This is a genomic window from Terriglobus tenax, from assembly GCF_025685395.1.
GTDB lineage: Bacteria > Acidobacteriota > Terriglobia > Terriglobales > Acidobacteriaceae > Terriglobus > Terriglobus tenax.
Genome location: NZ_JAGSYA010000004.1, coordinates 2,502,214 through 2,524,180 on the forward strand (window position 1 = coordinate 2,502,214; position 21,967 = coordinate 2,524,180).

Sequence of the window (21,967 nt, forward strand, 5' to 3'; positions counted from 1 at the left end):
TCTCCAGTCTTTCGGTTGAAACTTGAATCGGTAAAATTGCCAGATACTAGGTCGTTTTCTTCGGCTTCTTGTAGAAGGGCAGCGGAACTACCTTCGACTTCACCATGGAACTGCGGACCTGCACCGCAACCTCCGTGCCGATCTCTGCCAGATGCAGCGGCACATAGGCTAGTGCAATATTCTTCTTCAGGAAGGGCGAAGGCGAGCCAGAGGTGACGTAGCCCACCTGCTCCTTGCCTTCCACATCGAACACCGCATATCCATCACGCGCAATGCCGCGGTCAATCGTCTCCAGGCCCACCAGCTTGCGGTGTGGTCCGCCATCGCGCTGAATGGCTGCAAGCGTCTCCTTGCCAACGAAGTCTGACTCTTTATCCAGTTTGCAGTAGCGGCCAAGACCCGCCTCAAAGACATTGATCTCGTCCGAGATCTCGTGGCCATACAAGGCCATCGCCGACTCCAGACGAAGCGTGTTGCGAGCGCCCAGGCCGCAAGGCACAATGCCGAACTCAGCGCCGGCCTCCAGAATCTCGTTCCACACGCGGGCGCTGGTCGCCTCGTCGGAGGGGATATAAATCTCAAAGCCGTCTTCACCGGTGTAGCCGGTACGGGCCACAAGCACGTTGTACAGTCCGCAGACCTTGCCCCACTGGAACCAGTAGTTCTTGATCGAGTCCAGATCCACATCGGTCAGCTTGCGCAGCACATCAATCGCCTTCGGACCCTGGATGGCAAGCTGCGTGTACATATCGCTGAAGTTGTTGATGTGGACCGACGGCATGGAGCCGATGGTCTTCCGAATCCACTGCTCATCCTTCTCGCGTGTACCGGCGTTGATCACGATCAGGTAGTCGTTGTCGCTCAGCTTATGCAGCACCACGTCATCGACGAAGGTGCCTTCCGGCGTCAGCATGGCGCTGTAGTGCGCCTGGCCCACCTGCAGCTTGCTGGCATCGTTCATCAGCAGCTTCTGTACGGCTGCCAGCGATCCCGGTCCACGCAGTTGAATGTCGCCCATGTGCGATACGTCGAACAGGCCAACGCCCGTGCGTACAGCCATGTGCTCAGCCACCAGGCCGGAGTACTCCACCGGCATGTCCCATCCGCCGAAGTCGACCATCTTCGCCTTCAGGGCGCGATGCGTGGCGTTCAAAGCAGTTTTGCGAAGCACAGAGCCAGAGTCAGACACGATGTGAGATCACCTTTATTTGAGCTTGGAATTCGGTGGGCCAAAGAAGGATTTTAATTCAGCGGGTTGGATGTCTCCCAATATCGTGCGTTTACCGCCCAACCCGAAAAGCAGTGTTTTCTGCCGTACAAACCTACCGGGGCCTCTTCGCTGCCCTTACAAAGCTGGAAATGGCAAACCATGTGAATGCCGCGGCAATCAGCGCGCTCATAAACCACTGCTGCCGGTGGGTTCCACCCTCCTGGTACGAATGGAAGTGAGTAATCGTAGCCTGCACAAAATACAGGGCGAACACGGCAAACAGGGTCCCCATGACCTGTAGCCAGACGGCGCGGCCGGCGTGTTTTACCGTGCCGAAAAAGCCTCGCCCGCCCGCGGCAACAGCCCGTCCGGTCTGCGCGGCGGATGGGCGACGCACCTGTGGCGTGGGGTCAGGGGCAGCGGCAGCCTTGCTGGCCTCAATGGCGGTGCGCGCGGCGTGGCGTACGCCCGCTCCCAGAACCTTTCCCAGCCGCACCTTATCCATGCATTTCAGTCTAAATGCGTGGCCCAACCCCTGGCGCTGGCTTGCATCCAATCCATCCCATGAAGCCGTTTGTCTTTACCTTCGCTACGTTCAGCGCCGCCGCCGTGGCACTTCTGCTCTGGGGCCCACGCCGTGTGAAACCGATTGATGAGCTTGCCCACCAGCTCGAAACCGCATGGCATGACCACCATACTTCCGCCGTCTAGTTCGCCGTCGGCCGCTCGACCTTGTCGATCACCATGACATCTACCGGCAGACGCGTCGCGTCTGCTTTCACCTTCATCTTCGGGCCGTTCTTCCCAACGCGAATGGCATATATCGGCAGTTCCCGCTGTTCGATGTGGAACTTCAACCCGAACCGGTCTGCAAGCAGCTTCTCCACCGTGCCGTGGAACTGTTCCACGTTCGGCCGCCCATCCGCATCGGGGTAACCGTTAACGTAATACCGGTCTGAGGTCGCCCAATCCGGAAGATTAATCAGCTGGTCTTTCTGCATGCCGAAGGCAAACATCAGCATGGAACGCACAGGCATATTGCGCTCTCCTGGTTCGGCGGGTTTCACCGTTGCAACATCAAAGGGCGGATGAGCCTCCTTGGCCATGCGCGGAACATCCTGGGCAAAGGCGCTGGAGAACAACAGGGCGAGCAGGGTATAACGCATCTTCAGCGGTATCCCCGACATACGGCCCCAATCCGCTGCTGGTTCACAGGACAGGCAAGAAATATACGACCGATCCCCATTGCAGGGCGTCCAATACAGCAGTAAGGTATTCGTTAACAAAGGCAGTGCCCAACACCCCGCAATGCCGTTCCCGCCAGGCTCGTTTTTTCAAAGGCCGGGAATACCCGATGCGCGGCGAAGTGGCTATTCGACGGAGGTGTCATTGAACCAGAAGGTGAAGGACCTGATCCAGCAGCTTGGCGAGGCCATTCACGAGTCGGTCTCTGAGTCAGAGCACATCGCAGGCGTTGTACGGGACATCCGGGAGCAGGGCTTCGATGTCCTGCTGATGCTGGAAGCGACCATCGGCCTGAATGAGGTTGAGGAAGAGAACGTAGACGCCGCAGAGGAAGAGGCCATGACCGGCCCGTTTACCTCCAACGACGTCAACTTCCTTAAGTCGCTGCGCATTGCCGTGGAAGACGCTGCGAACTAGGTTCGCTCATTTTCTCTGACAGAAGAACGGCCGCGTTTCCACGCGGTTGCGTGTCTTTCTGTTGCTCTTCCATCACTGCTAACTCACTTCAAAACAACAATATTCGGGGGTGGCAAGATGCCATGGCCCGTTTATCATCGCTTCATCTCTCGGGGGATATTCTTGCTCTTCGAGAACGCGAAGGCGCAAATTTGCGTCTTACCCAGAAGATTGACCTCTTGCAAGTAAAGGTATTTGGGTGCCATGAAAGATACATTGGGAGTTCTGCTTGCTGGTGGCGCCGGAGAGCGCCTCTTTCCTCTAACCCGCGACCGTGCGAAACCTGCCGTTCCATTCGGCGGTCAGTACCGCATTATCGACATTACCCTCTCCAACTGCATCAACTCTGATCTGCGCCGGGTCTACATCCTCACGCAGTACAAGGCGCTTTCGCTCAATCGCCATATCCGCGAGGGCTGGGGTCCGGTGGTGGCCAGTGAACTTGGCGAGTTCATCGAGATTCTTCCCCCAATGCAGCGCGTCAGCACGAACTGGTACATGGGCACCGCCGATGCGGTCTACCAGAACATCTATTCCATCGGTTCGGAGCAGCCGAAGTACGTCATCATCCTCTCCGGCGATCACATCTACAAGATGAACTACCAGCTCATGCTGGACCAGCACATCGAGTCCGGAGCGCATGTCACCCTGGCCACGCTGCCCATCAATCCGGATGAGGTTTCGCGTTTTGGCGTGGTCGATGTTGCCCGCAATGGAGAGATCAACGGCTTCCTCGAAAAGCCCAAAGAAACCAAGCTTCGTTCTCCCTTCAATCCGGACAAGGTCGATGCCTCCATGGGCATCTACATCTTCAACACAGATGTGTTGCTGCCCGAACTGATCAAGGACGCCGAGGACCCGGCCTCGAAGCACGACTTCGGCCACAACATCCTGCCCAACTTGCTGGGCCGCTTCAAGATGATGGCTTACAACTTCGTGGACGAGAACAAGCAGGAGGCACTCTACTGGCGCGATGTCGGTACGCTTGAGGCCTATTACGAGGCCAATCTCGACCTGGCTTCGGTCTCGCCTACCTTCAATCTTTACGACAAGAGCTGGCCCATGCGAACGCGCTCTTACCAGTACCCGCCGGCGAAGTTCGTCTTCGGTGAGCCTGGCCGTACCGGTATGGCCATCAACTCGGTCATCTCCGGTGGTTCTATCGTCTCCGGTGCGGTCGTGCGTAACTCCGTGCTCTCGCACGACGTTCGCGTGAACTCGTTTGCAGACGTGGATTCCAGCATCTTGTTTGCGCACGTCAATATCGGTCGCCACTGCCGCATTCGCCACGCCATCATTGACCGCGACGTCCACATTCCGGATGGCACGGTCATTGGCTACGACGCGCAGGAAGACAAGAAAAACTACTTTGTCTCCGCCTCCGGGCTGGTCGTGGTCACCCGCGACTACTCGGTCTATGAAAACCCGGTCAGCCAGAGCTTTATCCAGCCGGGCCGCTAAAAGGTCTACAAGCAGGAAGCCCGCCTCGAATCTTCGTGGCGGGCTTTTCCTTTGTCGTCCCAGCGAATTGCAGCAGCGTCTGGAATAAAAAAGGCAGGGCCGAAGCCCTGCCTTTTTTGTGTCCTTGCGTTTTCCGGTTACTGGCGATGGCCGAAGCGCCACACCAGGCCCGTCGAGATGGAGAAGAACTGGCGGTACTCCGTGCCATAGTGCTCCACAATCAGGTCCGGCTGCAGGCGGATCGCCCAGCGATAGCTGCCGTTGATGTCCAGTGAGCCGCCAAAAGCGCCGATCGGCTTGACTCGATTGGAATAGAGACCAACCGCAACCGCATTTGCGGAGGGGGTATTGGTCGGCGTATTCAGGCCGCCGCGCGTTCCACCGTCATACTTGCCCGCACTCACGCCCACCAGGCCGTGGTATTGAATGGCAAAACGCTGGTTCTTCCATCCGCGGTACTGTACGCCGCCCATGCCAATCATCTGGCGAACCACCGGGCGGTTGATCTGGTAGGGGTTCGGGAAGACCGGGGTGGTGCCGTATTCCACACGGAAGTCGACAACCGGGCCGATACGGTCGGTCAGCCAGTAGGTAGCCTGGCCTTCAAGACCGCCCATGTTGAAGCGTTTGGGCAGGTTCTGGCCGGCCTGGCCATTCATAAAGCTCATGCCGCCATAGGCTTCCCACTTGTTGTCGTAGCTTACGGGGATACGCCGTGCAAATTGCACGGTGCGTTTGGGAGCCACGGGCTGCTGGGACTGCGTGGCCGGCTCTGCCGATCCGCTGGTCTGCTCTGGCGCCGACTGGGCATGCAGTGTGGTCGAGAGCAGGGTGGTGGCAATCAGGGCGGTCATCCCGGCAAGTACGCGCCGGGTCACTTCGTGTCGCATGGTCCTCCAGACAGCAATGCTGCATCATTAACTATAACGGTTTGACGGAGGCCAAACGCCTGCCGCTGCCGTTTATGCGACAATAGTCCACAGGATTCCCGGGAGACAGTCATGGGCGAGCTATTTACACCAACCCACCTTATCGTCATCGCAGTCGTCGCACTTGTTCTGTTTGGCGGCAAAAAGCTGCCCGAACTCGGAAAGGGCCTCGGTGAAGGTCTGCGCGGTTTCAAGGACGGGATGAAGGGTGTCACGGAAGACACCAAGGATTCCGCCCACGCCGTTACACCCAAGCCTGAAGAGCAGGTTAAGTAACGCCCTGCGCTTTGGCGCCACCCACAAAGATTTCAAAACAAAAAGGAGCAGACTTTGCGTCTGCTCCTTTTTGCGTGTGCCCGTTTTTAGATCAGTCCAATGGCGCGGCCCGCAACGCCCACTCCCAGCCATAGGAAAAGCGACACGGCGGCTGTCACACGGGATAGCACCGTTGCCGAACTCCCCAGCGTCAGCACAACCCTGCGGTACAGCGTGAAATAGAACAGTACCGCGGCCGCGAGCAGTGCCATCTTCCAGCGGAAGGCGGCGTTGTAGTAGCACTTCAACGCCTCTTCTGAAACCAGGGCGATACCTGTCAGCAGCAGCACTGCCAGGCTGCCGAGCAACAGGCGGCTCAGGTCGCGATTCAATACCCGCGGAGATTCCCGTGTGAGAATCACGCCCATCAGGCGCAGATCCAGGATCAACACCGCCCCGCCAAGCAGGGCAATAGCCAACAGGTGGACTGCTTCCACCGATGCGAAGCCCCAGCGCGAGTTCTGCATGAACTGGCCGAGCGAGGAATGAGCAAGAGCGACAAACCAGACGCGAAGCATGGCAGGCCTTTCAGAAGTAAGCAATCGCTCTGCCGGCGACGATAATGCCGCCCCAAAGCGTAAGTGAGGCAAGCGCGGCGGCACGCGCGCGCCACGGAGAGGTGCGTGCCGTCTCCCACTCCTGCACCCTGCGGTACACCGTGGTATGAAACAGCAGCGGGTTCAACCCCACCAGCGCCAGCAGAATGATCTTGATGCGGAATGCGGGGTTGCCGTAGTTCTTCGCCGCCTCTGCCCAGAACAGCAGCAGACCGCTGACAAACATCACCACGAAACCGGACCAGGTGAGTGGAAACACGGCGCGTGAAATACGCGTGACAGGAACCTCGCGCAGCACGATTCCGAGCATGCGCAGGTCAAGCACCGCAATGGTGCCCACCAGCAGCATGATGGCCAGCACATGCACAGACTCAATAATGGAGAACAGGTATTCTGACTCGCGGATCGCTGTTCCGATCTGCGAGTCATAGATTACCTGGCATAGATGTTGCAGTTCGGGCATACCGGATCGGCTCTTTCGACGAAAGAAAACTGCATGGCTTACTTGCCTGCAGGCTTGTTGGTGTTTGGCAGCGCGCCCTGTACTGAGCCATCGTCGCCAGGTCCGCCATCTCCGGGGGTTCCGCCATAGATGCTGCGGCCATCGGGCAACGTCACGCGGCGTCCATCAATCAGGTGAGAGCCATCCTTCGCGCGGTATCCATCCACGACAATCGTGTCGCCGATGTTCAAATCGCCTTTCTTGAAGCCGCGGCGGCTCAACGCTCCTGGGCCTGCGCCTTCACATCCCCAGTTCGTAACCTTGCCATCCTTGTCCACAACATCGACGTAGAAGTACGAGTGTGGATTGGTCCATTCCACGCGGGTCAGTTTGCCAACCAGGCGGACGGGCTTGCTTCCGTCAAATTCCGCGGAAAAGGAGTGGTGGGCGTACGCACTGGCCGTCGCTAGCGCCAATGCACCAAGAGTTGAGAGAACAAACCTGTTCTTCATGGTGTCTTTCCTGTGTTGTGGATTGGGTAGATCGAAATGCAAAAGCCCGTTCACGAGGAACGGGCTTCGAAAACCTTGCGGAGTAAGAAGAAAGCGAATTCCGGCCAGTGGCCTATGGATTTCGTGCTTTCTTACGCGCGCATGCCTGCGTTGTCCCGTCCATTACTTCTGGAAGGAGCAACAACAACCCGGCATGCTGAATCGCGAATGCATTAGCTGAACTCTAAGTCCAGTTTCTTTCCTGTGTCAAGCGAGAGTACTTGACGCCGTGCATGGACTTGCTCTACGTTTGGCTCATGTTCGGCCATTACATGCTGGAACGTACGTGTTGTTGTTGCGCCTGTCGCTAGACATTCGCGTCCTCACGTCTGCATGTGTTCGTGTTGGCAATCTCTGTCATACATCCCAATAGCAAAAAAGAAAAAAAGACCTTGTGCGAGCCCTCGTCTCTGTGTGCGATGGCGCATCGTTTCAGGTTGACTGGAAAGGGTTTTCCTGATGAAAGCAATCCTGCGCTTGAGTGCATCTGTGTCACTGTCGGTACTTCTCGCTGGCTCTGCCAGCGTATGGGCTCAGCAGAAGTCCGCAAAGGCACCTGACGTTACCGGCCGCGAGAACTCACCCTTCTCGCGCAATGAAGCTGACCTTCCCAAAGGCCCGGCGCCCCGCCTCAACGGGCATCCTGACCTCTCCGGTTACTGGATTCCCTCCAGGAAAGACCGGCCAACCGGTAACCTCGGCAAGGACTATCCCGCCTACAAGCTGCCCTTCACGCCTGCCGGCGAAGCCGCGCTGAAGTACAACCTGGAGCACACCGTCGATCCCGAAGCGGTCTGCATCGTTGGCGGTCTGCCGCGCCACAATGCCAGCGGTCTGCCCTTCCAGTTGCTGCAGGGCGCGGACCATGCCGTCTTCCTCTACTGGTACACCACCTACCGTCTTGTACCCTTTGATGGCCGCAAGCACGCCGAAGATCCTGACCCTTCCTTCTTTGGCGAAGAGATCGGTTCCTGGGAAGGCGACACCTTCGTCATCGACTCCACCGCATTCAAGGAACAGCGCACCTGGGCTGATGAAAACGCCAATCCGCATAGCGACCAGCAGCATGTCGTCGAACGCTGGACACGTCCTGACATTGGCCACCTTCACGTCGAGATGACCGTCACCGATCCCAAGTTCTACACCGAGCCGGTTCACTACCAGCGCACCTGGCTCCTGGGCAAGCCGACGGACGAAGTGAAGGAATACTCCTGCGCTGAAGACAATGTCGACGCCCCGCACATCGGTCCCGGCCCCGGCCCCATCGGCCCCGATGGACAGCGCGGCTATGGCAAGCTGGCTCCGTTGCCTCCGCCCCCCGATAAGAGCCATCCCGCAGTCACAAATATTCCCGACTAAGTGATCTGGACAAGAGATGATGAAACGATTCTTCCTTCTCACCATTCTGGCGGTCTCCACGATGGGGGCCGCCACCCCGGACAGGCGTGCCGAGCTGAAGGCCCGTATGGACAAGCTGCAGGATACGCGTGACGATCTGCGCGATGCTCTTGATGCGAAGGATGGCGCCAAAGCAGCAACTCTCAGTCGAGACATCGCACAGTTACTTCACGAAGACGAGCCTCTCTGGCAGACCGAAAAATTCGAAGAGGTACGACGCATCAATCAGGCAACGATCCAGCTTGCGGAGAGGATCCAGTCACAGTCATCCGCAGGAGAAATACAGGGGGCGCTGGAAAGCTATACAGCTCTGCAGAAAAGCTGCGCTTCCTGCCATGATCGTCATCCGGAACAACAGTTGCCCTGAACGAGAGCGGTCCGCAAGCCGGTCACGATGGGAATCCTTCTGGTCGAGAATGATAACCAGGTGGAATCGCATGGAACTGAGACACGTCAGAAGCTTTCGCGCTGCCGCAAAGTCGCTCTATCTCTCACAGTCCGCGCACTCTGGCAGTCAGTGATGTCCCGCTGGTTGCCAGGAGGGCTGATAGTACTCTCTGACATCCACCACAATGGACCCTGCGGCTCGTGCAGCTACGAGGCCGGTCTCTGAATCTTCAAAGACCACGCAGCGATCAGCAGATACGCCGAGCCTGCGTGCAGCTTCCAGGTAGATATCCGGCGCTGGCTTGCCATGGACCACATCTTCGCGCGTAACAATTTCGTCAAAGCAATCCAGCAGGTGAATGGCTTCCAGGGTCACGATGACATTCGCGCGATTTCCATTGGAGGCTACCGCGAGTGGCATCTTCCCTTTGAACTCTCGGGCAACCGAGCTGACGACCGTAACCTCCTGCAGCAGGTGCAGATGTTCCCGGAAATACTGCTGATGCTCTGTCAGTACGCGATCTTTGTCCTCGATCCTGCCCAGCCCCTCAGCCTCAAACTTCTGCAGAAGGGCATCCGCCGTAATCGAGTGGTTCTGATAAAACCACTCCGTGGGAAGCACCAGCCCACGGCGTTGCAGCGCCTTCTCAAGTCCATACTGATGCGCCAGCATGGTGTCGACAAGGGTCCCGTCGCAGTCGAAGATCAGACCTGACGCTTGAGAAATTGCCTGGGAGAACGGTGACGTAAAAGTCATTCTCTCCAGTATAGGTTTGTCATGGAAAAGGACAGTAAAAGCCGAGGCTTCACATCGTTGCCGACTGGCGAGGCTCTGTTCTGAGCGGAAGGATCAACAGTCCGGAAAGCGTCAACGCGATCGCCATCAGCAGATATCCTGCCTGTGAGTTGCCAGTGCGTCCCTGCAGAAAGCCAACGAAGTAAGTGCCGGTAAAGGATCCAAGCGCGCCCAGGCTATTAATCAGCGCCGTTACTTCACCGGAAACATTGCTCGGCAGCATCTCCGGAATAATCGCAAAAAACGGTCCATACGGCGCATACATGGCGCCTCCGGCAAGAATCAAAAAGCCAAAGGAAATCCAGAAGCTATGATTTGCCGTCAGGTAGGAACCGAAAAAGGCAGCGCCTGCAAGCATTAGGAACGGCCATACGAAGTGCGCACGCCTCGCCATGCGATCGGAGAAGTAACTCACCAGCAGCATCAGCACAATGGCAAAGGCATACGGCAAGGCGCTAAGCAGGCCGGTCATGCCAATGCCCTGCGACGATCCGCTCTTGATCATCACGGGCAGCCAGAGCACAAACCCGTACACGCCCACGCTCCACAGGAAATACTGCACGCAAAGCAGAATCACCCGGGGGTTGCGATACGCACTCGTCAGGTTGGCAACCTTCGGCAGCACAGCTTGTTCCCTGGTCAGGACGTCGCGCAGAGCGGTGGCGCTTTCCGGCGCAACCCAGGATGTTTCTTCGGGGCTGTCGCGGATGACGAGGAACCAGATCACGCCCCAGACCACCGACGGCATGCCCTCCATCACAAAGGTCATCTGCCATCCGAAGGCCTTGATCATGTACCCGGTTGCGGCGGACATCCATAGCACCGTTACAGGATTGCCCAGTAACAACAGCGTGTTGGTGCGCGACCGTTCTGACCGCGTAAACCACTTCGTCAGAAGAATCAGCATGGCCGGCAGAATAAAGCTTTCCGCCGCGCCCAGCAGCAGGCGGTCCAGCGCCAGCACCCAGTACTGTTTGATGACGCCGGTCAGCGAGGCAAGAATGCCCCAGCTCGCCAGGGCCAGCCCTATGAGCAGCCGTGCAGAACGCTTCCGCGCATAAGCCGCTCCAGGAATTTGAAAGGCAAAGTAGCCGAAGAAGAACAGCGATCCCAGCAGTGCGGACTGCGTCGGTGTAATCTGCAGCGAATCCGCCAGACCTGCCGCCGCGCCAAATCCATAGTTGGCACGGTCAACATACGCCAGGCTATAGGTCACAAAGACCACCGGCAGAATGTAGTACCAGCGCTTCTTCAGGTCCGGATGCGCGGCGAGCTGCTGCGGTGCTGCGCTGGTGCGGGAATCGGTCGCTTCAAATGCCATGGCTGCCCTGTGTGTGACAAACAGCGCAGCGCAAACCGCGGCTCCTGTGTCGCACGAAAGACTAGCAGCAGCAGGCAACAGTCGCCAAGGCATGCGTCCAGGAGGATGCGGTTGATTGTGTGTCCACGCGCGTGGAACCTACCCCATCGGGTGATGTTTTGCAGTTTCCGATTGCGGAGTCTAAGCGTACACGCCATGACCTCCTCTTGCTATCCCCCAGCAGCACCTTTTCCGTCCGCACTGAGAAGCCTTGGACGGCTCAACTCATCAAGCTGCATTCGGAGACTTCGGTGTTGCCTGTTGGCGTGGTGCGCTCTCTTCGCAGCCACGGCAGCACAGGCGGCGGAGTCGCAGCCACCGCAGCCCCATGTGCTGCAGGGCATGCAGCACATGAACTGGACCGGGCGCGATGGTGCTCCGGCAAGCGTTATGGCATTTGAACAGAGTGTGGACGGTGCGCTGTGGCTGGGTTCCCGCCAGGGGCTTTATCGTTTTGACGGTTCCGGCTTTCAGCGGATCTTTGCCGTCGATGATGGGCCCGCCTCTCCTGCCGACATCTATGCGTTGAAGCCGACGCCGAACGGAGATCTCTGGATCGGAAACTTCGTTGCGGGCGTCACGCTCCTGCATCACGATGGAACCGTCTCGCGTTTCAGCAAGGGCATTCCACGCGGCGGTGTCACGCAGTTTCTCCAAGCGCCGGACGGTCGTTTCTGGGCTTCCACGACCATGGGGCTCGCAGCATTTGATGGACACGCATTTCATCCGGTCGGCCCGGAGATGGGCCTGCCCACGAATATGTCCGTCACCTGCATTGTGCGCGGAGACGGCTCGCTCGTGGTGCGTACCTTTGTCCCCGGCTATTTCACGCTCAGCCCGAACGCAAAGCGGTTTGAGCACCATATGGATACGCTTTCCGGCTATCTCCCATTCGCGGTCGATCCGGCAGGGCGTTTGTATGAAAGCACCCCGCAAGGGCTCATCGCGATTGAGGATGGCGTGGCAGAACATCGCCGTGTCCTCTCGTGGCAATACGAGTACGCCGCGCCGGATGTGCGCATCGACAACACAGGTGTGCTGTGGGCAACTGAGCGCGGTGCCGGCATCCTTAAGGTATGGCCGGATTCTCAAACGCATCTTCTCTCCGAAACCTCTCGCCGCGAGGCGTTCCATGAACGCGACGGCCTGACCTCCGAGCAGGTCATGAGCAACTATGTAGATCGCTCCGGAAGCCTGTGGGTGGGTACAGAGCGTGGTGTGGATCGCTTTCACACCAGCGCGCTGGCTCGCGTGGATGAAGGTCTGGATCGCGCCTACCTTGGTATCGCTCCCGCTGCGGGTGGAAGATTCTGGCTGGTTGGTTTCAGCGGCGGAGCCTGGCTCCGCGATTCCGAGGGCAACCTGAAGCCCTCTGCGGCGTTGCCCACCACCTTCCGCAAAATCACCTCCGTCACCAGCGAGGAGAAAGGGGGCGTGTGGATTGCCACGGAAGCAGGCGTGGGTCTTCTTACTGAGAAGAAGTGGACTATGCTGCCATCGTTCTCGAATGCACCTGTAAAGACTGTGACCTCCATGCATGCAGACGGGCACGGTGGCCTCTGGATCGTTGCGTACGGTGCCGGCGTTGTTCACTGGACAGGCACCACATGGCAGCCGCTCCCGGCTCTGGCCCGTGTGGCGGTTACTTCTATGGCGGTGCTGGGTGATGATGTGATCGTCGGCACGCGCGATGGCCATGTCATTCGCTGGAACCCTGAGCAGGGCCTTCAAAGTGACCGTGCGCTGGATATGGGATTCGTCACTGCCCTTACACCGGCCCAGGAAGGCATCTGGATTGGAACGGACAAGGGGATCGGGCTTCTGAACGCAGGCCAGTTTCTGCCTGTGCCCATCAAGGCGAATCCATTTCCGTATCGTATCTCCGGCCTTGTTCGTTGCAGCAATGGAGATCTGTGGCTCAACACTCCGGTCGGCGTTATGCATGTCCCGGCACAGCAGGTGCAAGGGGTCCTGCGCCACACGCAGACCTCGGTGGATGCTGACGTTTTCGATTCCTCGGATGGAGTGGAAGGCATTCCTCTGCGATCGTTCCTCACGCCCACCGCACGCGGCCTCGAGGATGGCAGCGTGGTTTTCACCACGCAACTCGGCGTTTATCGCATGGATGTAGCAAAGGCCGCGCAACGCGCCATTGCTGAACGACCGATCATCGCCGGCGTGCGTGCGGACGGCGAGCCGCTTGACCTGCGGCAGATTCAGCTCAAGCCGCATATCCACACGCTTGAAGTGGACTATGGTTCCGTCAGCATTGACGCTCCCCAGCGTCTCGTCTTCCGCTACCGTCTCCGTGGTGTCGATTACGGCTGGCAGACTGCCGGCAAACGACGGCAGGCAGTCTATACCGACCTTCCGCCCGGGCAGTATGACTTTGAAGTGCAGGCCTCTTATGATGGCCGACAGTGGAGCCCATCCTCCCAGGGTCTTTCGATGCGCGTACCGCCTGCCTTCCTGCAGCGTTGGCAGGTCAGGCTGGCTGCTCTCGCCAGTCTGGCCCTTCTGGGCGCCCTGTTCGTGCGCTATCGCCTCCGCCAGGTTTACGAACTCGCGCAGTTACGTTTGCAGGCGCGTCTTGAAGAGCGTGAGCGCATCGCGCGTGATCTGCACGATACCTTGCTGCAGGCTGTACAAGGCATCATCCTGCGTTTCAGCGCCCTGGCAGACACTTCCATCGCCGATGAGAAGCAGCGCGGCGTCATGCATCAGGCCCTGGAGCGCGCGGAAACTGTCGTGCAGGAAGGCCGCGATCGCGTGCGCGATCTGCGTTCAACTTCAGACTCGCCCGAGGCGCTCGAAAACGCGCTTCGAGATGCCGGCGCGATGCTGTCCATTCAATCCCCGGCTAACATGATCGTCGAGAGCGAGGGCGACCCGCGACGCTTTCACGCTGTCATGCTGGATGAGCTCTTCTGCATTGGCAGAGAAGCCATCAACAACGCAATTGAGCACGCCGAAGCGCAAACCATCTGGTGCAAACTGTCGTATCTTCCCCATGAATTTCAGTTGGTGATTGAAGACGACGGGAAAGGCATGCCCGGCGGCAAGGTCGCTTATAAAGATGGCCACTGGGGTCTGATGGGCATGGAAGAGCGCGCACGCAAGATCGGCGGCCGAATCTCATTTGCACACCGCAAACCTTCGGGGTTCCGTGTTCAGCTCACCGTTGATGCAAGCCTTGCGTATGCCAATGCGCGGGTGCAGCAGGTGGGTCTGCGCAATCTCTTTTCAAATGAATGGTTCTGGCGGCGTTTCTCGCAGAGCTCGGGTATGGATGGTGTGCGGGAGTAGCCACAAACTCCCAGCCCCATGCGCCGCGCGCCAGCGCCATCCTAGTGAAGGTCCAGGAAGCCGCGGCGCATGGCAATGGTGACGGCATGTGTGCGGTCATTCGCGCTCAGCTTGGAGAGAATGCTCTTCATATGGGCCTTCACGGTCTCTTCACTGATGGAAAGCTTGCGGGCAACCAGCTTGTTGGCGTTGCCTGAGGCGACATGCTTCAGAATGTCCACCTCGCGCGGTGTAAGAGGGGTATCAACGGCATGCTCGGCAATCTGTGAGGCGATCTCCGGAGCAATACGGCGCTGGCCGGAATGAACCGTGCGGATAGTGTCCAGCAGGTACATGCGCAGCATCCCCTTTAACAGGTAGCCTGATGCGCCGGCCTTGAACGCACGCACGGCATGCACATCGCCCGTGTAGGTTGTCAGAATAATCACTCTCGCCGCCGGATAGTACTCGCGAATGTCGGCCAGCGCCGCAAGTCCATCACGGTCGGGCAGGCGCAGGTCCAGCAGGGTAATGTCCGGACGGTGCTGCCGGAACATCGCAACGGCTTCAGCGCAACTGCAGGCCTCCGCAACCAGTTGCATATCCGGCTGCGGTGCAATCAGGGCGCGAATGCCTTCGCGAAACAGAGGATGATCGTCGACCGTCATTATGCGAATGGGTGTGGTATCGCTCGTAGACATCAGTGGGTCTCCAGGGGGATGGAGGTGCAAATCTAAGACTGACACTACCGGGCCCGGGCTGGCGTCACACTTTCGAGCAGTATGCCCACAATTTTTGAGCGCGAGCGAGGGCACAACTCCGCTACCGGAGAATTCCAGCGTTTCAAGGGAATATTGGGATTTAGGAAGGGGAAGTGGCGGAGAGAGGGGGATTCGAACCCCCGATAGAGTTTTAACGCCCTATAACGGTTTAGCAAACCGCCGCCTTCAGCCACTCGGCCATCTCTCCGGCGTGCAACAGGGTTTCAGTATACCGGAACGCCGCGATTTCCCGTACAGTCAAAGCCATCGCAATGCAAAAATCGGTTCGCAAGCTCCGCCTGCTGCCCCTGCTGGCAGGCATTTACTACATGGTCGCCGGTGGTCCGCAGGGGCTTGAGGACATCCTCGGCATGGCGGGATACGGCCGCGCCATCCTGATTCTGGTGCTTTTGCCCTTTGTCTGGAGCCTGCCAACCTCGTTGATGATTGGTGAGTTAGCCAGCTCCATCCCCCTCGAAGGCGGCTTCTACGCCTGGGTCCGGCGCGCCCTGGGGCCCTTCTGGGGCTTTCAGGAGGCGTGGCTTTCGCTCGCCGCCTCCATCTTTGACATGGCCATCTACCCCACGCTCTTCGTGGAGTACATCAGCCGCATCGTTCCCGCGCTCGGCCAGGGCCACTGGCCGCTGCTGCTCAAGCTGGCCGTGATTGCGTGCGCCACGCTCTGGAACCTGCGTGGAGCCTACGCCGTCGGCGAGGGCTCGGTAAAGATGATGTTCCTCGGCCTCTCACCCTTCGTCGCGCTCATCATCTTTGCTCTCTGGCACGCCGCCCGGCACCAGGCCCCGGCCTTTGGTGGCAAGCCAGCGACATACACCCTTTCCGGAGCCATCCTCGTCGCGATGTGGAACTACATGGGCTGGGACAACGCCTCCACCATTGCCGGCGAGGTGGAGCAGCCGCAACGCAACTACCCTCGCGCCATGCTCACCGCCGCCTTCATGACCATGGCCACCTACACCATCCCTATCTGCGTTCTGTGGGTGGCTGGGCTTGATCCTGCCGGTTTCACCACCGGCTCCTGGGTCGACGCTGGACGGTTCTTCGGAGGTCCTATCCTGGCCGCGGCCATCGCCGTCGCCGTCTCCATGGACAGCCTCGGCAACTTCACCTCGCTCACCATGTCCTACACCCGCCTGCCCTTAGCCATGGCGCAGGACGGCCTGCTGCCCAAACCCTTCGCTCGGCTCAACCGCCACAGGGTTCCCTGGGTTGCCATCCTCTTCTGTGCCACCCTGTGGGCACTGGCCCTGGGGCTCACGTTTGAGCGGCTTATCAGCGTGGACCTCGTGCTCTGGGGCTCCAGCCTTCTGCTGGAGTTCGCCGCGCTGGTCATTCTGCGCCTCCGCGAACCGCACATGATCCGCCCCTTCAAGGTGCCCGGCGGCCTGGTCGGCGCCATCACCCTCGGCCTCGGCCCGGCCGTACTCATCGCCTTCGCACTGTGGGCCGCACGGGATGAGCAGGCCTACGGAATCTCCGCTGCACTGTTCTCAGTCTTGATTGCTGCTATCGGTCCGCTCTTGTATTGGGTTTTGGCGCGCAAACGGCGTAATCCAGATGCACCTGTTGTCACATCCTTTACAAAGTGAAGGGCGTATCTCGCGCAATTGAGACCCGCGTGTACTGGCGGTTGAGAAATTACAATTCCCACGCGACGACTTTCGAGCCTCACTCGTCCATTACGCATACCGCAACACTCAAAGGAGCGCCACCCATGTGCGATGAACACATTCACCAGGGCCTGACCCACGATCCCACCCTCACCCGCCGGGCCTTTGGTCTGGGTGCTGCCGCAGCCGTGGCCCTCACCTCCGCCCGCGCCAACGCGGAAGCGAAGGTTGTCGAAAAGGACGTCAACGTTCCCATGGCCTCCGGCGTCTCCGACTCCGCGCTCTTCTATCCCGAGGGCAAAGGCTCCTGGCCCGCCGTACTCATCTGGACGGACATCCTGGGCCTGCGCCCGGTCTTCCGGGAGATGGGGCGCCGTCTTGCCGCCGAGGGATACGTCGTTCTTGTCCCCAACCCCTTCTACCGCAAGGCCAAGTCTCCGGTCGTGGATGGCACCTTCGACTTCAACAAGCCCGAAGACCGCGCCAAGGTCATGCCTTTGGCTGCCTCTGTCACCGCGGCTGATGCCAACATCAGCGATGCGAAGGACTACCTGAAGTTCCTCGACACGCTGCCCCAGACCAACAAGAAGAAAAAGATCGGCGTGCAGGGCTACTGCATGGGCGGTCCGCTCACCTATCGCACGGCGGCCGTCGTCTCGGACCGTGTTGGCGCAGCCGCGACCTTCCACGGCGGCGGCCTGGTCACCGACAAGCCCGACAGTCCGCACCTCGTTATTCCGCAGATGAAGGCAGAGGTCTACTCCGCTGTCGCCGCCAACGACGATGAGCGTGACCCCAAGGCCAAGGATGTTCTGAAGGAAAGCTTCGCTGCCGCCAAGGTGCCTGCCAAGGTTGAGGTCTATCCCGGTTGCGCCCACGGATGGACCGTCAAAGGCAGCCAGGTCTATAACGAACCTGGAGCGGAAAAGGCCTGGACCGAACTGCTGGCCCTCTACAAGCGCCGCCTGGCATAACGACCTCAAACCGGGTGCCCCATCCATCGCAACGCGCGACCTTCTCTTGCCAATAAGGCCACCTGTCCGGTGGCCTTATTCCATGCCCTCAGCAATTCGTTCCAGGTCTTTCTCGCTGCGCAGAATCACAAGCTGCGAAGAATCATCCTCTGGCGCGCACACCGTTACACCATGCTTCGGGCAAAGGTCCATGCACCCAACGCTGACGAGGTGAAGCTCCATCTCCGGATGAAGTTTGTTGTGGCGCTTGACCGTCTTCTTCAGCTTTGCCAGAGCGTGCAGGGCTTCGTCATTCTTCAGCTTCTTCTGGCATTTGCGGCAGGCCAGAACAACCTTGCCATGCCATGGAGCGGGATAGCGTTTCAACTCTGACGTCATACGCCAGGTTAGATGCCTACTTCAGCCGGCGGATCTTGATGTTGCGGAAGTGCACCACGTCGCCGTGATCCTGCAGCAGGATATGTCCATCCTTCGCCTCGCCAAAGCCGGCATAGTGGTTGAACTTGCTCAGGGACAGGGCCTCTTTGAACTCCGGCGAGGTGCGGTCATACTCCAGCACCTTTACGCCGTTCAGCCAGTGCTCACCATGCGTTACGTGCACCACAATGCGGGCTGTGTTCCATTCACCAATCGGCTTCACCGGCTTGTTCTCCGCGGCCGGCAGAATGTCATACAGCGACGCCGTCTTGCGGTTCCCATTCCGCCCCAGCTTGGCATCCGGATGCACATCATCATCCAGCACCTGGTACTCAAAACCGATCACCGACTTTGCCGCTTCATTCACCTTGTCGTTGACGAAGTACTTGATGCCGCTGTTCGCGCCACGCGTCAGCTGAAAGTCCACCACCAGTTCAAAGTCCTGGAAGATCTCGTCCGAAACCACATCGCCCTGGTGCGACGACGAGTGATGCAGCGTCAACACTCCATCGACAATCTGCGCACCCTCTACAGCAGCTCTCTTATCGGAGGCATCGTGCCAACCTTGCATCGTCTTGCCGTCCCATAACATCTGCCATCCGGCAGCCTTGTCTTTGGCAGACAGTACATTGTTCTGCGCGTGAAGCGCCGTCGTTGCAGCGAGAGAGAGGCAAAGCATCAGAGACAGTTTCATGGCGACACCATCCTACACGCGCGCCATGAAACCAATCTCCTCTCGCATACTTTGTCCCTGTTACAGCCCTTCCTTCTTCAGCATGGCAAGCACCTCTTCGGAAGCCTCCAGCGGCCCCTTCGGTTTTGGAATCGCCGCCCCTGCCGCCAACAACGCGCGCACCACCGCAGGGTAATCACCTTTATCCCGCTCCCAGCTATTCAGACTGCCATGCAGAGCCCACGCCAGCGGACTGCCTCCGAACTCCATTTCGAAGATGTTCACTGTGGCCCCTCGCTGGAGCAGAGCCTCCACCGCCTCCACATTGCCGTGCCACGATGCAAAGTGCAACGCCGTCTGGTTGTTCTCCATCGTCGCCGTCGCCGGCCAGCCGCACTGCAACAGAGTCTTCAGCGCACTTGTATTGTTCCGCAGCGCAACTCCAACAATCCGTCGCGCAGCCCGCTCGCTCAGCTTTGCCAGCGGAGTCGTCTTCTGAATCTGTTGGACGAGCGACATATCTCCGATCTCCGCTGCCTGCAACAGCCGCAGCCACGGCTCACTGCGCTGCATCAGCAGGTCAAAGACATTCTTATGTCCGAACTCATGGGCAATCACATGCGGTGATTTGCTGTTGCCAAAGCTGTACATGTAAATCGTTCCCCCCGAATGCGGATTCTGCTTCGGGAAGTCCCGATCGCTCACGGTCACATGCACGGCATCAGGATTCTCATTCAGCAGCCGCTCCACCAGCGCCAACTCTCCAATCGCCGAAGCCATCAGGATGTCCGGCGCTGCTCCCCGAGACAGCAGATAGCGCACCACATCGTGCCGGTATGGCTCGCGCCAGGAATACATCTGCCGCGTACATGCCATGTACTGCGCCGCCGTCGATTCATGGTCGATGTCCCGTGCATCGATCTCCGCTCCGCTCTCCAGCAGCAGCATGGCAATCTCTACCGTCGCTGCAAAGTGCAGAGGAAGCTGCCCATCGCCACCGCGCGCATGTACCAGCTTTGGATCGGCCTCCAGCAACTCGCGGACCCGTTCGATCTTGCCCAGCCGCGCCGCCGCGTGGATATCAACAGTGGCTCCGCGCTGGATCAGGTACTCCGCCAGTTCAGGATTCGCCGAGTCCAGCACACCAAAGCTGCCTGCCCACCATTGCGAGCGCACATTCACATCGGCGCCAAACTCCAACAGCACCTCCGCCACCTCGCGGCTCTGGTTCCAGGTTGCTGCCAACAGAGGCGGCGTGCCAAAGTCGTAGCCCTTCAACGGTTCATTGATCGTTTGCCGCAGACTCGGATGCCGCGACAATACCTGCCGCACCAGTTCAGCCTTGTTGGAGCGGATGGCCGCCGAAAGTGCCTCAGCTGGGTCTTCAGAACCCAGTTCCACATGCAGCTTCAGCGCAGGCCATGTGTCAAAGCCGTACTCACGCGCCAGCACATGCAGAGCATCGGCAAGCTTTGGCTGGGTGGTTACGCCACCATGAGAGAAACGGCTCAGGGCGGACTTATCCCCGGCAAGCGCCTCGCGCAAAAGCAGCTTCGCCTGGTTCTTAAGATGTTCGAGATTCGGACGCGCAGGTAACTGGCGTTCAGACATAGACTCACTCCTTCCATCAAAGGCCCGCGATCCGCTTCGTCAGGCAGAAAAGAGTGGATTGTAGGGTACGTCGAAAAGCCAGGTGGGATAATCCCTTTCCGCGGACGGGGTGCGCCCTTGGAGCGCATTCCGATCCTAGCACGCCTCCGGAGCATGCAAAAAGGCCGCCCTGGGGCGGCCCTTTGCGAAACAAAAAGCGGCTACTTGCCTTTCTTAAAGGCGGCGGCGCATTCCAGAATCTTCGCCTTCGCCGCGGCGGCATCCTTCCATCCGTTGATCTCGACCCGCTTGCCTTCCAGGTCCTTATAGATGGAGAAGAAGTGCGTAATCTCCTTCAGGATGTGCGGATAGATCTGCGAGAAGTCATTCACGTCGTTGTAGCGGGGATTACCCTCGCCTACGGCCAGAATTTTCTCGTCGCCCTCTCCGCCGTCAATCATCTCCAGCATGCCGATGGGGCGGGCATCCATCACGCAGCCCGGGAAGCTCGGCGTATCCACCAGCACCAGGATGTCCAGCGGATCGCCGTCATCGCCCAGCGTGCTCGGGATAAAGCCATAATCCCCGGGATAGTGAACCGGCGAGTACAGGTTACGGTCCAGGCGGAAGACGCCCAGTTTTTTGTCGTACTCATACTTCTTGATTCCTTCCAGAGGAATCTCAATGACAGCCGTCACACTCTCAGGCGACTTATCGCCAATGGGCAAGCCGAGATAATCAACCATTGTGGTGTATCAAATCCTTGGGTAGGGAATGGGTACTGCGGAACCTTATCACAGTCTGGTGAGACTCGGCCTTCGGGCGGCCCGGTCTCTGCCTCTATAATCAAGCAGATGAAGGCGCATGTCTACGTTACGCTGAAAACCACTGTCCTGGACGCCCAGGGCCAGACCATTGCCAACGCCCTGCGTCGCCTTTCTTTGACCGGCGTCAGCGCGGTTCGCCAGGGCAAATACTTCGTGCTCACCCTCGATCCCAGCCTGGACAAGGCCGCCGCCGAAGCCCAGGTCGACAAGATCGCACGCGAGGTTCTAACCAACCCCGTCATCGAGGAATACAGCTTCCGCATTGAGGAGTAACCGGGCGCGCCGAACCATGGCATAATCCCATTGGCACGTCCGCCGGCCATGAAAAACTTCCGTATCTTCCTCGGTGCAATCGCCGGCTCCATCTTCGCAATGGCCGGATACCTCGTCTGGTTCTTCACCATCACGAAGCATGATCCCTGGCTGCCCGCCTCCACCGGCTACATTGTGGAGACGGCCTTTGCCGGAATTCTGGTTGCCCTGGTGGGTGGCCTGCTGGCCACTCTCATCGCCGCCAATACCTCGGCAGGCTCCGCCGCTGCGGCTATCATCTTCATCCTCTCTGCCTGGAACATCTGGCAGACCTGGCGCCAGTTCTCCACTTTCTGGGCGCCCATCGTGGCCATCCTTGTCATGACGCCCGCGGCTTATATCGGTGGCCACCTGCCGCGCAAACATCACCAGTAAGCCTTCCTCTAAACT

Annotated in this window: 25 protein-coding genes and 1 tRNA gene; 11 read left to right on the plus strand and 15 right to left on the minus strand. The window is 58.9% G+C overall.

Features of this window, described 5'->3' with window-relative positions; genetic code table 11:
* Positions 1 to 46 precede the first annotated feature (46 nt).
* Positions 47 to 1,192 (minus strand): glycine cleavage system aminomethyltransferase GcvT, encoded by a 1,146-nt coding sequence (gcvT, locus tag OHL13_RS16220; protein ID WP_263411676.1) that lies wholly within the window; start codon positions 1,190 to 1,192, stop codon positions 47 to 49.
* Positions 1,193 to 1,322: 130 nt separating this feature from the next.
* Positions 1,323 to 1,706: a hypothetical protein gene (locus OHL13_RS16225; RefSeq protein ID WP_263411170.1), complete on the minus strand. Its 384-nt coding sequence runs from the start codon at positions 1,704 to 1,706 to the stop codon at positions 1,323 to 1,325.
* 68 nt (positions 1,707 to 1,774) lie between these two features.
* Between OHL13_RS16225 and OHL13_RS16230 the strand changes: the two genes are divergently transcribed.
* A complete protein-coding gene (locus tag OHL13_RS16230) occupies positions 1,775 to 1,921 on the plus strand; it encodes a hypothetical protein (RefSeq protein WP_263411171.1) in 147 nt (48 codons plus the stop codon).
* Here the strand turns inward: OHL13_RS16230 and OHL13_RS16235 are convergent.
* Positions 1,918 to 2,376 (minus strand): TIGR03435 family protein, encoded by a 459-nt coding sequence (locus OHL13_RS16235; RefSeq protein ID WP_263411172.1) that lies wholly within the window; start codon positions 2,374 to 2,376, stop codon positions 1,918 to 1,920. The two genes, OHL13_RS16230 and OHL13_RS16235, sit on opposite strands and share 4 nt — an antisense overlap.
* A gap of 217 nt (positions 2,377 to 2,593) precedes the next feature.
* Between OHL13_RS16235 and OHL13_RS16240 the strand changes: the two genes are divergently transcribed.
* Together OHL13_RS16240 and glgC are read left to right on the plus strand one after the other, a co-directional pair.
* Positions 2,594 to 2,872 carry a hypothetical protein gene (locus OHL13_RS16240; protein WP_317889934.1) on the plus strand — a complete coding sequence of 93 codons (279 nt, stop codon included), beginning with the start codon at positions 2,594 to 2,596 and terminating at the stop codon, positions 2,870 to 2,872.
* Positions 2,873 to 3,115: 243 nt separating this feature from the next.
* On the plus strand, positions 3,116 to 4,372 hold the full coding sequence (gene glgC / locus OHL13_RS16245; protein WP_263411173.1) for a glucose-1-phosphate adenylyltransferase: 1,257 nt from the start codon (positions 3,116 to 3,118) through the stop codon (positions 4,370 to 4,372).
* Between the two features lie 137 nt (positions 4,373 to 4,509).
* Here glgC and OHL13_RS16250 read toward each other — a convergent pair whose 3' ends face one another.
* The gene (locus tag OHL13_RS16250) at positions 4,510 to 5,262 is read right to left on the minus strand and encodes a hypothetical protein (protein ID WP_263411174.1); all 753 of its coding nucleotides are present in this window, start codon (positions 5,260 to 5,262) and stop codon (positions 4,510 to 4,512) included.
* A 111-nt stretch (positions 5,263 to 5,373) separates the two neighbouring features.
* Here OHL13_RS16250 and OHL13_RS16255 point away from each other — a divergent pair, with 111 nt between their 5' ends.
* Positions 5,374 to 5,577 carry a Sec-independent protein translocase subunit TatA/TatB gene (locus OHL13_RS16255; protein WP_263411175.1) on the plus strand — a complete coding sequence of 68 codons (204 nt, stop codon included), beginning with the start codon at positions 5,374 to 5,376 and terminating at the stop codon, positions 5,575 to 5,577.
* Between the two features lie 86 nt (positions 5,578 to 5,663).
* On the opposite strand, the gene OHL13_RS16260 is transcribed toward OHL13_RS16255, so the two are convergent.
* The 3 genes from OHL13_RS16260 to OHL13_RS16270 are packed head-to-tail and all read right to left on the minus strand — an operon-like array spanning position 5,664 to position 7,127.
* Positions 5,664 to 6,134 carry a DUF6644 family protein gene (locus OHL13_RS16260; protein ID WP_263411176.1) on the minus strand — a complete coding sequence of 157 codons (471 nt, stop codon included), beginning with the start codon at positions 6,132 to 6,134 and terminating at the stop codon, positions 5,664 to 5,666.
* Positions 6,135 to 6,144: 10 nt separating this feature from the next.
* A complete protein-coding gene (locus OHL13_RS16265; protein WP_263411177.1) occupies positions 6,145 to 6,636 on the minus strand; it encodes a DUF6644 family protein in 492 nt (163 codons plus the stop codon).
* Between the two features lie 38 nt (positions 6,637 to 6,674).
* Positions 6,675 to 7,127: a DUF6152 family protein gene (locus tag OHL13_RS16270; RefSeq protein WP_263411178.1), complete on the minus strand. Its 453-nt coding sequence runs from the start codon at positions 7,125 to 7,127 to the stop codon at positions 6,675 to 6,677.
* 516 nt (positions 7,128 to 7,643) lie between these two features.
* Between OHL13_RS16270 and OHL13_RS16275 the strand changes: the two genes are divergently transcribed.
* The gene (locus OHL13_RS16275) at positions 7,644 to 8,525 is read left to right on the plus strand and encodes a hypothetical protein (protein WP_263411179.1); all 882 of its coding nucleotides are present in this window, start codon (positions 7,644 to 7,646) and stop codon (positions 8,523 to 8,525) included.
* 106 nt (positions 8,526 to 8,631) lie between these two features.
* Positions 8,632 to 8,931, plus strand: a complete 300-nt coding sequence (locus tag OHL13_RS16280; protein ID WP_263411180.1) for a hypothetical protein — start codon at positions 8,632 to 8,634, stop codon at positions 8,929 to 8,931.
* Between the two features lie 147 nt (positions 8,932 to 9,078).
* Here OHL13_RS16280 and OHL13_RS16285 read toward each other — a convergent pair whose 3' ends face one another.
* Positions 9,079 to 9,708 carry an HAD family hydrolase gene (locus OHL13_RS16285; protein ID WP_263411181.1) on the minus strand — a complete coding sequence of 210 codons (630 nt, stop codon included), beginning with the start codon at positions 9,706 to 9,708 and terminating at the stop codon, positions 9,079 to 9,081.
* A 49-nt stretch (positions 9,709 to 9,757) separates the two neighbouring features.
* Positions 9,758 to 11,068 carry an MFS transporter gene (locus tag OHL13_RS16290; RefSeq protein ID WP_263411182.1) on the minus strand — a complete coding sequence of 437 codons (1,311 nt, stop codon included), beginning with the start codon at positions 11,066 to 11,068 and terminating at the stop codon, positions 9,758 to 9,760.
* A gap of 300 nt (positions 11,069 to 11,368) precedes the next feature.
* Between OHL13_RS16290 and OHL13_RS16295 the strand changes: the two genes are divergently transcribed.
* Positions 11,369 to 14,413 carry a sensor histidine kinase gene (locus OHL13_RS16295; protein ID WP_263411183.1) on the plus strand — a complete coding sequence of 1,015 codons (3,045 nt, stop codon included), beginning with the start codon at positions 11,369 to 11,371 and terminating at the stop codon, positions 14,411 to 14,413.
* Between the two features lie 41 nt (positions 14,414 to 14,454).
* On the opposite strand, the gene OHL13_RS16300 is transcribed toward OHL13_RS16295, so the two are convergent.
* On the minus strand, positions 14,455 to 15,093 hold the full coding sequence (locus tag OHL13_RS16300; RefSeq protein WP_263411184.1) for a response regulator: 639 nt from the start codon (positions 15,091 to 15,093) through the stop codon (positions 14,455 to 14,457).
* 174 nt (positions 15,094 to 15,267) lie between these two features.
* Positions 15,268 to 15,361 (minus strand) — tRNA-Ser (locus OHL13_RS16305).
* A gap of 64 nt (positions 15,362 to 15,425) precedes the next feature.
* On the opposite strand from OHL13_RS16305, the gene OHL13_RS16310 reads away from it, so the two are divergent.
* Both OHL13_RS16310 and OHL13_RS16315 read left to right on the plus strand, forming a co-directional pair.
* On the plus strand, positions 15,426 to 16,763 hold the full coding sequence (locus tag OHL13_RS16310; RefSeq protein ID WP_263411185.1) for an APC family permease: 1,338 nt from the start codon (positions 15,426 to 15,428) through the stop codon (positions 16,761 to 16,763).
* 125 nt (positions 16,764 to 16,888) lie between these two features.
* On the plus strand, positions 16,889 to 17,758 hold the full coding sequence (locus tag OHL13_RS16315; protein WP_263411186.1) for a dienelactone hydrolase family protein: 870 nt from the start codon (positions 16,889 to 16,891) through the stop codon (positions 17,756 to 17,758).
* A gap of 75 nt (positions 17,759 to 17,833) precedes the next feature.
* Here OHL13_RS16315 and OHL13_RS16320 read toward each other — a convergent pair whose 3' ends face one another.
* The 4 genes from OHL13_RS16320 to OHL13_RS16335 form a co-directional block, all read right to left on the minus strand.
* Complete coding sequence (locus tag OHL13_RS16320) at positions 17,834 to 18,136, minus strand: hypothetical protein (RefSeq protein WP_263411187.1); 303 nt, start codon at positions 18,134 to 18,136, stop codon at positions 17,834 to 17,836.
* 16 nt (positions 18,137 to 18,152) lie between these two features.
* Entirely contained in the window at positions 18,153 to 18,869 is a 717-nt protein-coding gene (locus OHL13_RS16325) for a 3-keto-disaccharide hydrolase (RefSeq protein WP_263411188.1), read from the minus strand.
* A 60-nt stretch (positions 18,870 to 18,929) separates the two neighbouring features.
* Positions 18,930 to 20,459: an ankyrin repeat domain-containing protein gene (locus OHL13_RS16330; protein WP_263411189.1), complete on the minus strand. Its 1,530-nt coding sequence runs from the start codon at positions 20,457 to 20,459 to the stop codon at positions 18,930 to 18,932.
* A gap of 200 nt (positions 20,460 to 20,659) precedes the next feature.
* On the minus strand, positions 20,660 to 21,184 hold the full coding sequence (locus OHL13_RS16335; protein ID WP_263411190.1) for an inorganic diphosphatase: 525 nt from the start codon (positions 21,182 to 21,184) through the stop codon (positions 20,660 to 20,662).
* Positions 21,185 to 21,292: 108 nt separating this feature from the next.
* Here OHL13_RS16335 and purS point away from each other — a divergent pair, with 108 nt between their 5' ends.
* Together purS and OHL13_RS16345 are read left to right on the plus strand one after the other, a co-directional pair.
* A complete protein-coding gene (gene purS / locus OHL13_RS16340) occupies positions 21,293 to 21,538 on the plus strand; it encodes a phosphoribosylformylglycinamidine synthase subunit PurS (RefSeq protein ID WP_263411191.1) in 246 nt (81 codons plus the stop codon).
* A 30-nt stretch (positions 21,539 to 21,568) separates the two neighbouring features.
* Entirely contained in the window at positions 21,569 to 21,952 is a 384-nt protein-coding gene (locus tag OHL13_RS16345; protein ID WP_263411192.1) for a hypothetical protein, read from the plus strand.
* The last annotated feature ends 15 nt before the right edge of the window (positions 21,953 to 21,967 follow it).

What these genes read in the sequence shown, in the direction of transcription:
- glgC (WP_263411173.1), top strand. Translation starts at nt 3,116, where the DNA reads ATGAAAGATACATTGGGAGTTCTGCTTGCTGGTGGCGCCGGAGAGCGC.
- OHL13_RS16290 (WP_263411182.1), bottom strand. Translation starts at nt 11,068, where the DNA reads ATGGCATTTGAAGCGACCGATTCCCGCACCAGCGCAGCACCGCAGCAG.
- OHL13_RS16320 (WP_263411187.1), bottom strand. Translation starts at nt 18,136, where the DNA reads ATGACGTCAGAGTTGAAACGCTATCCCGCTCCATGGCATGGCAAGGTT.
- OHL13_RS16315 (WP_263411186.1), top strand. Translation starts at nt 16,889, where the DNA reads ATGTGCGATGAACACATTCACCAGGGCCTGACCCACGATCCCACCCTC.
- OHL13_RS16270 (WP_263411178.1), bottom strand. Translation starts at nt 7,127, where the DNA reads ATGAAGAACAGGTTTGTTCTCTCAACTCTTGGTGCATTGGCGCTAGCG.
- OHL13_RS16230 (WP_263411171.1), top strand. Translation starts at nt 1,775, where the DNA reads ATGAAGCCGTTTGTCTTTACCTTCGCTACGTTCAGCGCCGCCGCCGTG.
- OHL13_RS16255 (WP_263411175.1), top strand. Translation starts at nt 5,374, where the DNA reads ATGGGCGAGCTATTTACACCAACCCACCTTATCGTCATCGCAGTCGTC.
- OHL13_RS16330 (WP_263411189.1), bottom strand. Translation starts at nt 20,459, where the DNA reads ATGTCTGAACGCCAGTTACCTGCGCGTCCGAATCTCGAACATCTTAAG.
- OHL13_RS16280 (WP_263411180.1), top strand. Translation starts at nt 8,632, where the DNA reads ATGGACAAGCTGCAGGATACGCGTGACGATCTGCGCGATGCTCTTGAT.
- OHL13_RS16235 (WP_263411172.1), bottom strand. Translation starts at nt 2,376, where the DNA reads ATGCGTTATACCCTGCTCGCCCTGTTGTTCTCCAGCGCCTTTGCCCAG.
- OHL13_RS16310 (WP_263411185.1), top strand. Translation starts at nt 15,426, where the DNA reads ATGCAAAAATCGGTTCGCAAGCTCCGCCTGCTGCCCCTGCTGGCAGGC.
- OHL13_RS16250 (WP_263411174.1), bottom strand. Translation starts at nt 5,262, where the DNA reads ATGCGACACGAAGTGACCCGGCGCGTACTTGCCGGGATGACCGCCCTG.
- OHL13_RS16300 (WP_263411184.1), bottom strand. Translation starts at nt 15,093, where the DNA reads ATGTCTACGAGCGATACCACACCCATTCGCATAATGACGGTCGACGAT.
- OHL13_RS16260 (WP_263411176.1), bottom strand. Translation starts at nt 6,134, where the DNA reads ATGCTTCGCGTCTGGTTTGTCGCTCTTGCTCATTCCTCGCTCGGCCAG.
- OHL13_RS16325 (WP_263411188.1), bottom strand. Translation starts at nt 18,869, where the DNA reads ATGAAACTGTCTCTGATGCTTTGCCTCTCTCTCGCTGCAACGACGGCG.
- OHL13_RS16265 (WP_263411177.1), bottom strand. Translation starts at nt 6,636, where the DNA reads ATGCCCGAACTGCAACATCTATGCCAGGTAATCTATGACTCGCAGATC.
- OHL13_RS16285 (WP_263411181.1), bottom strand. Translation starts at nt 9,708, where the DNA reads ATGACTTTTACGTCACCGTTCTCCCAGGCAATTTCTCAAGCGTCAGGT.
- purS (WP_263411191.1), top strand. Translation starts at nt 21,293, where the DNA reads ATGAAGGCGCATGTCTACGTTACGCTGAAAACCACTGTCCTGGACGCC.
- OHL13_RS16335 (WP_263411190.1), bottom strand. Translation starts at nt 21,184, where the DNA reads ATGGTTGATTATCTCGGCTTGCCCATTGGCGATAAGTCGCCTGAGAGT.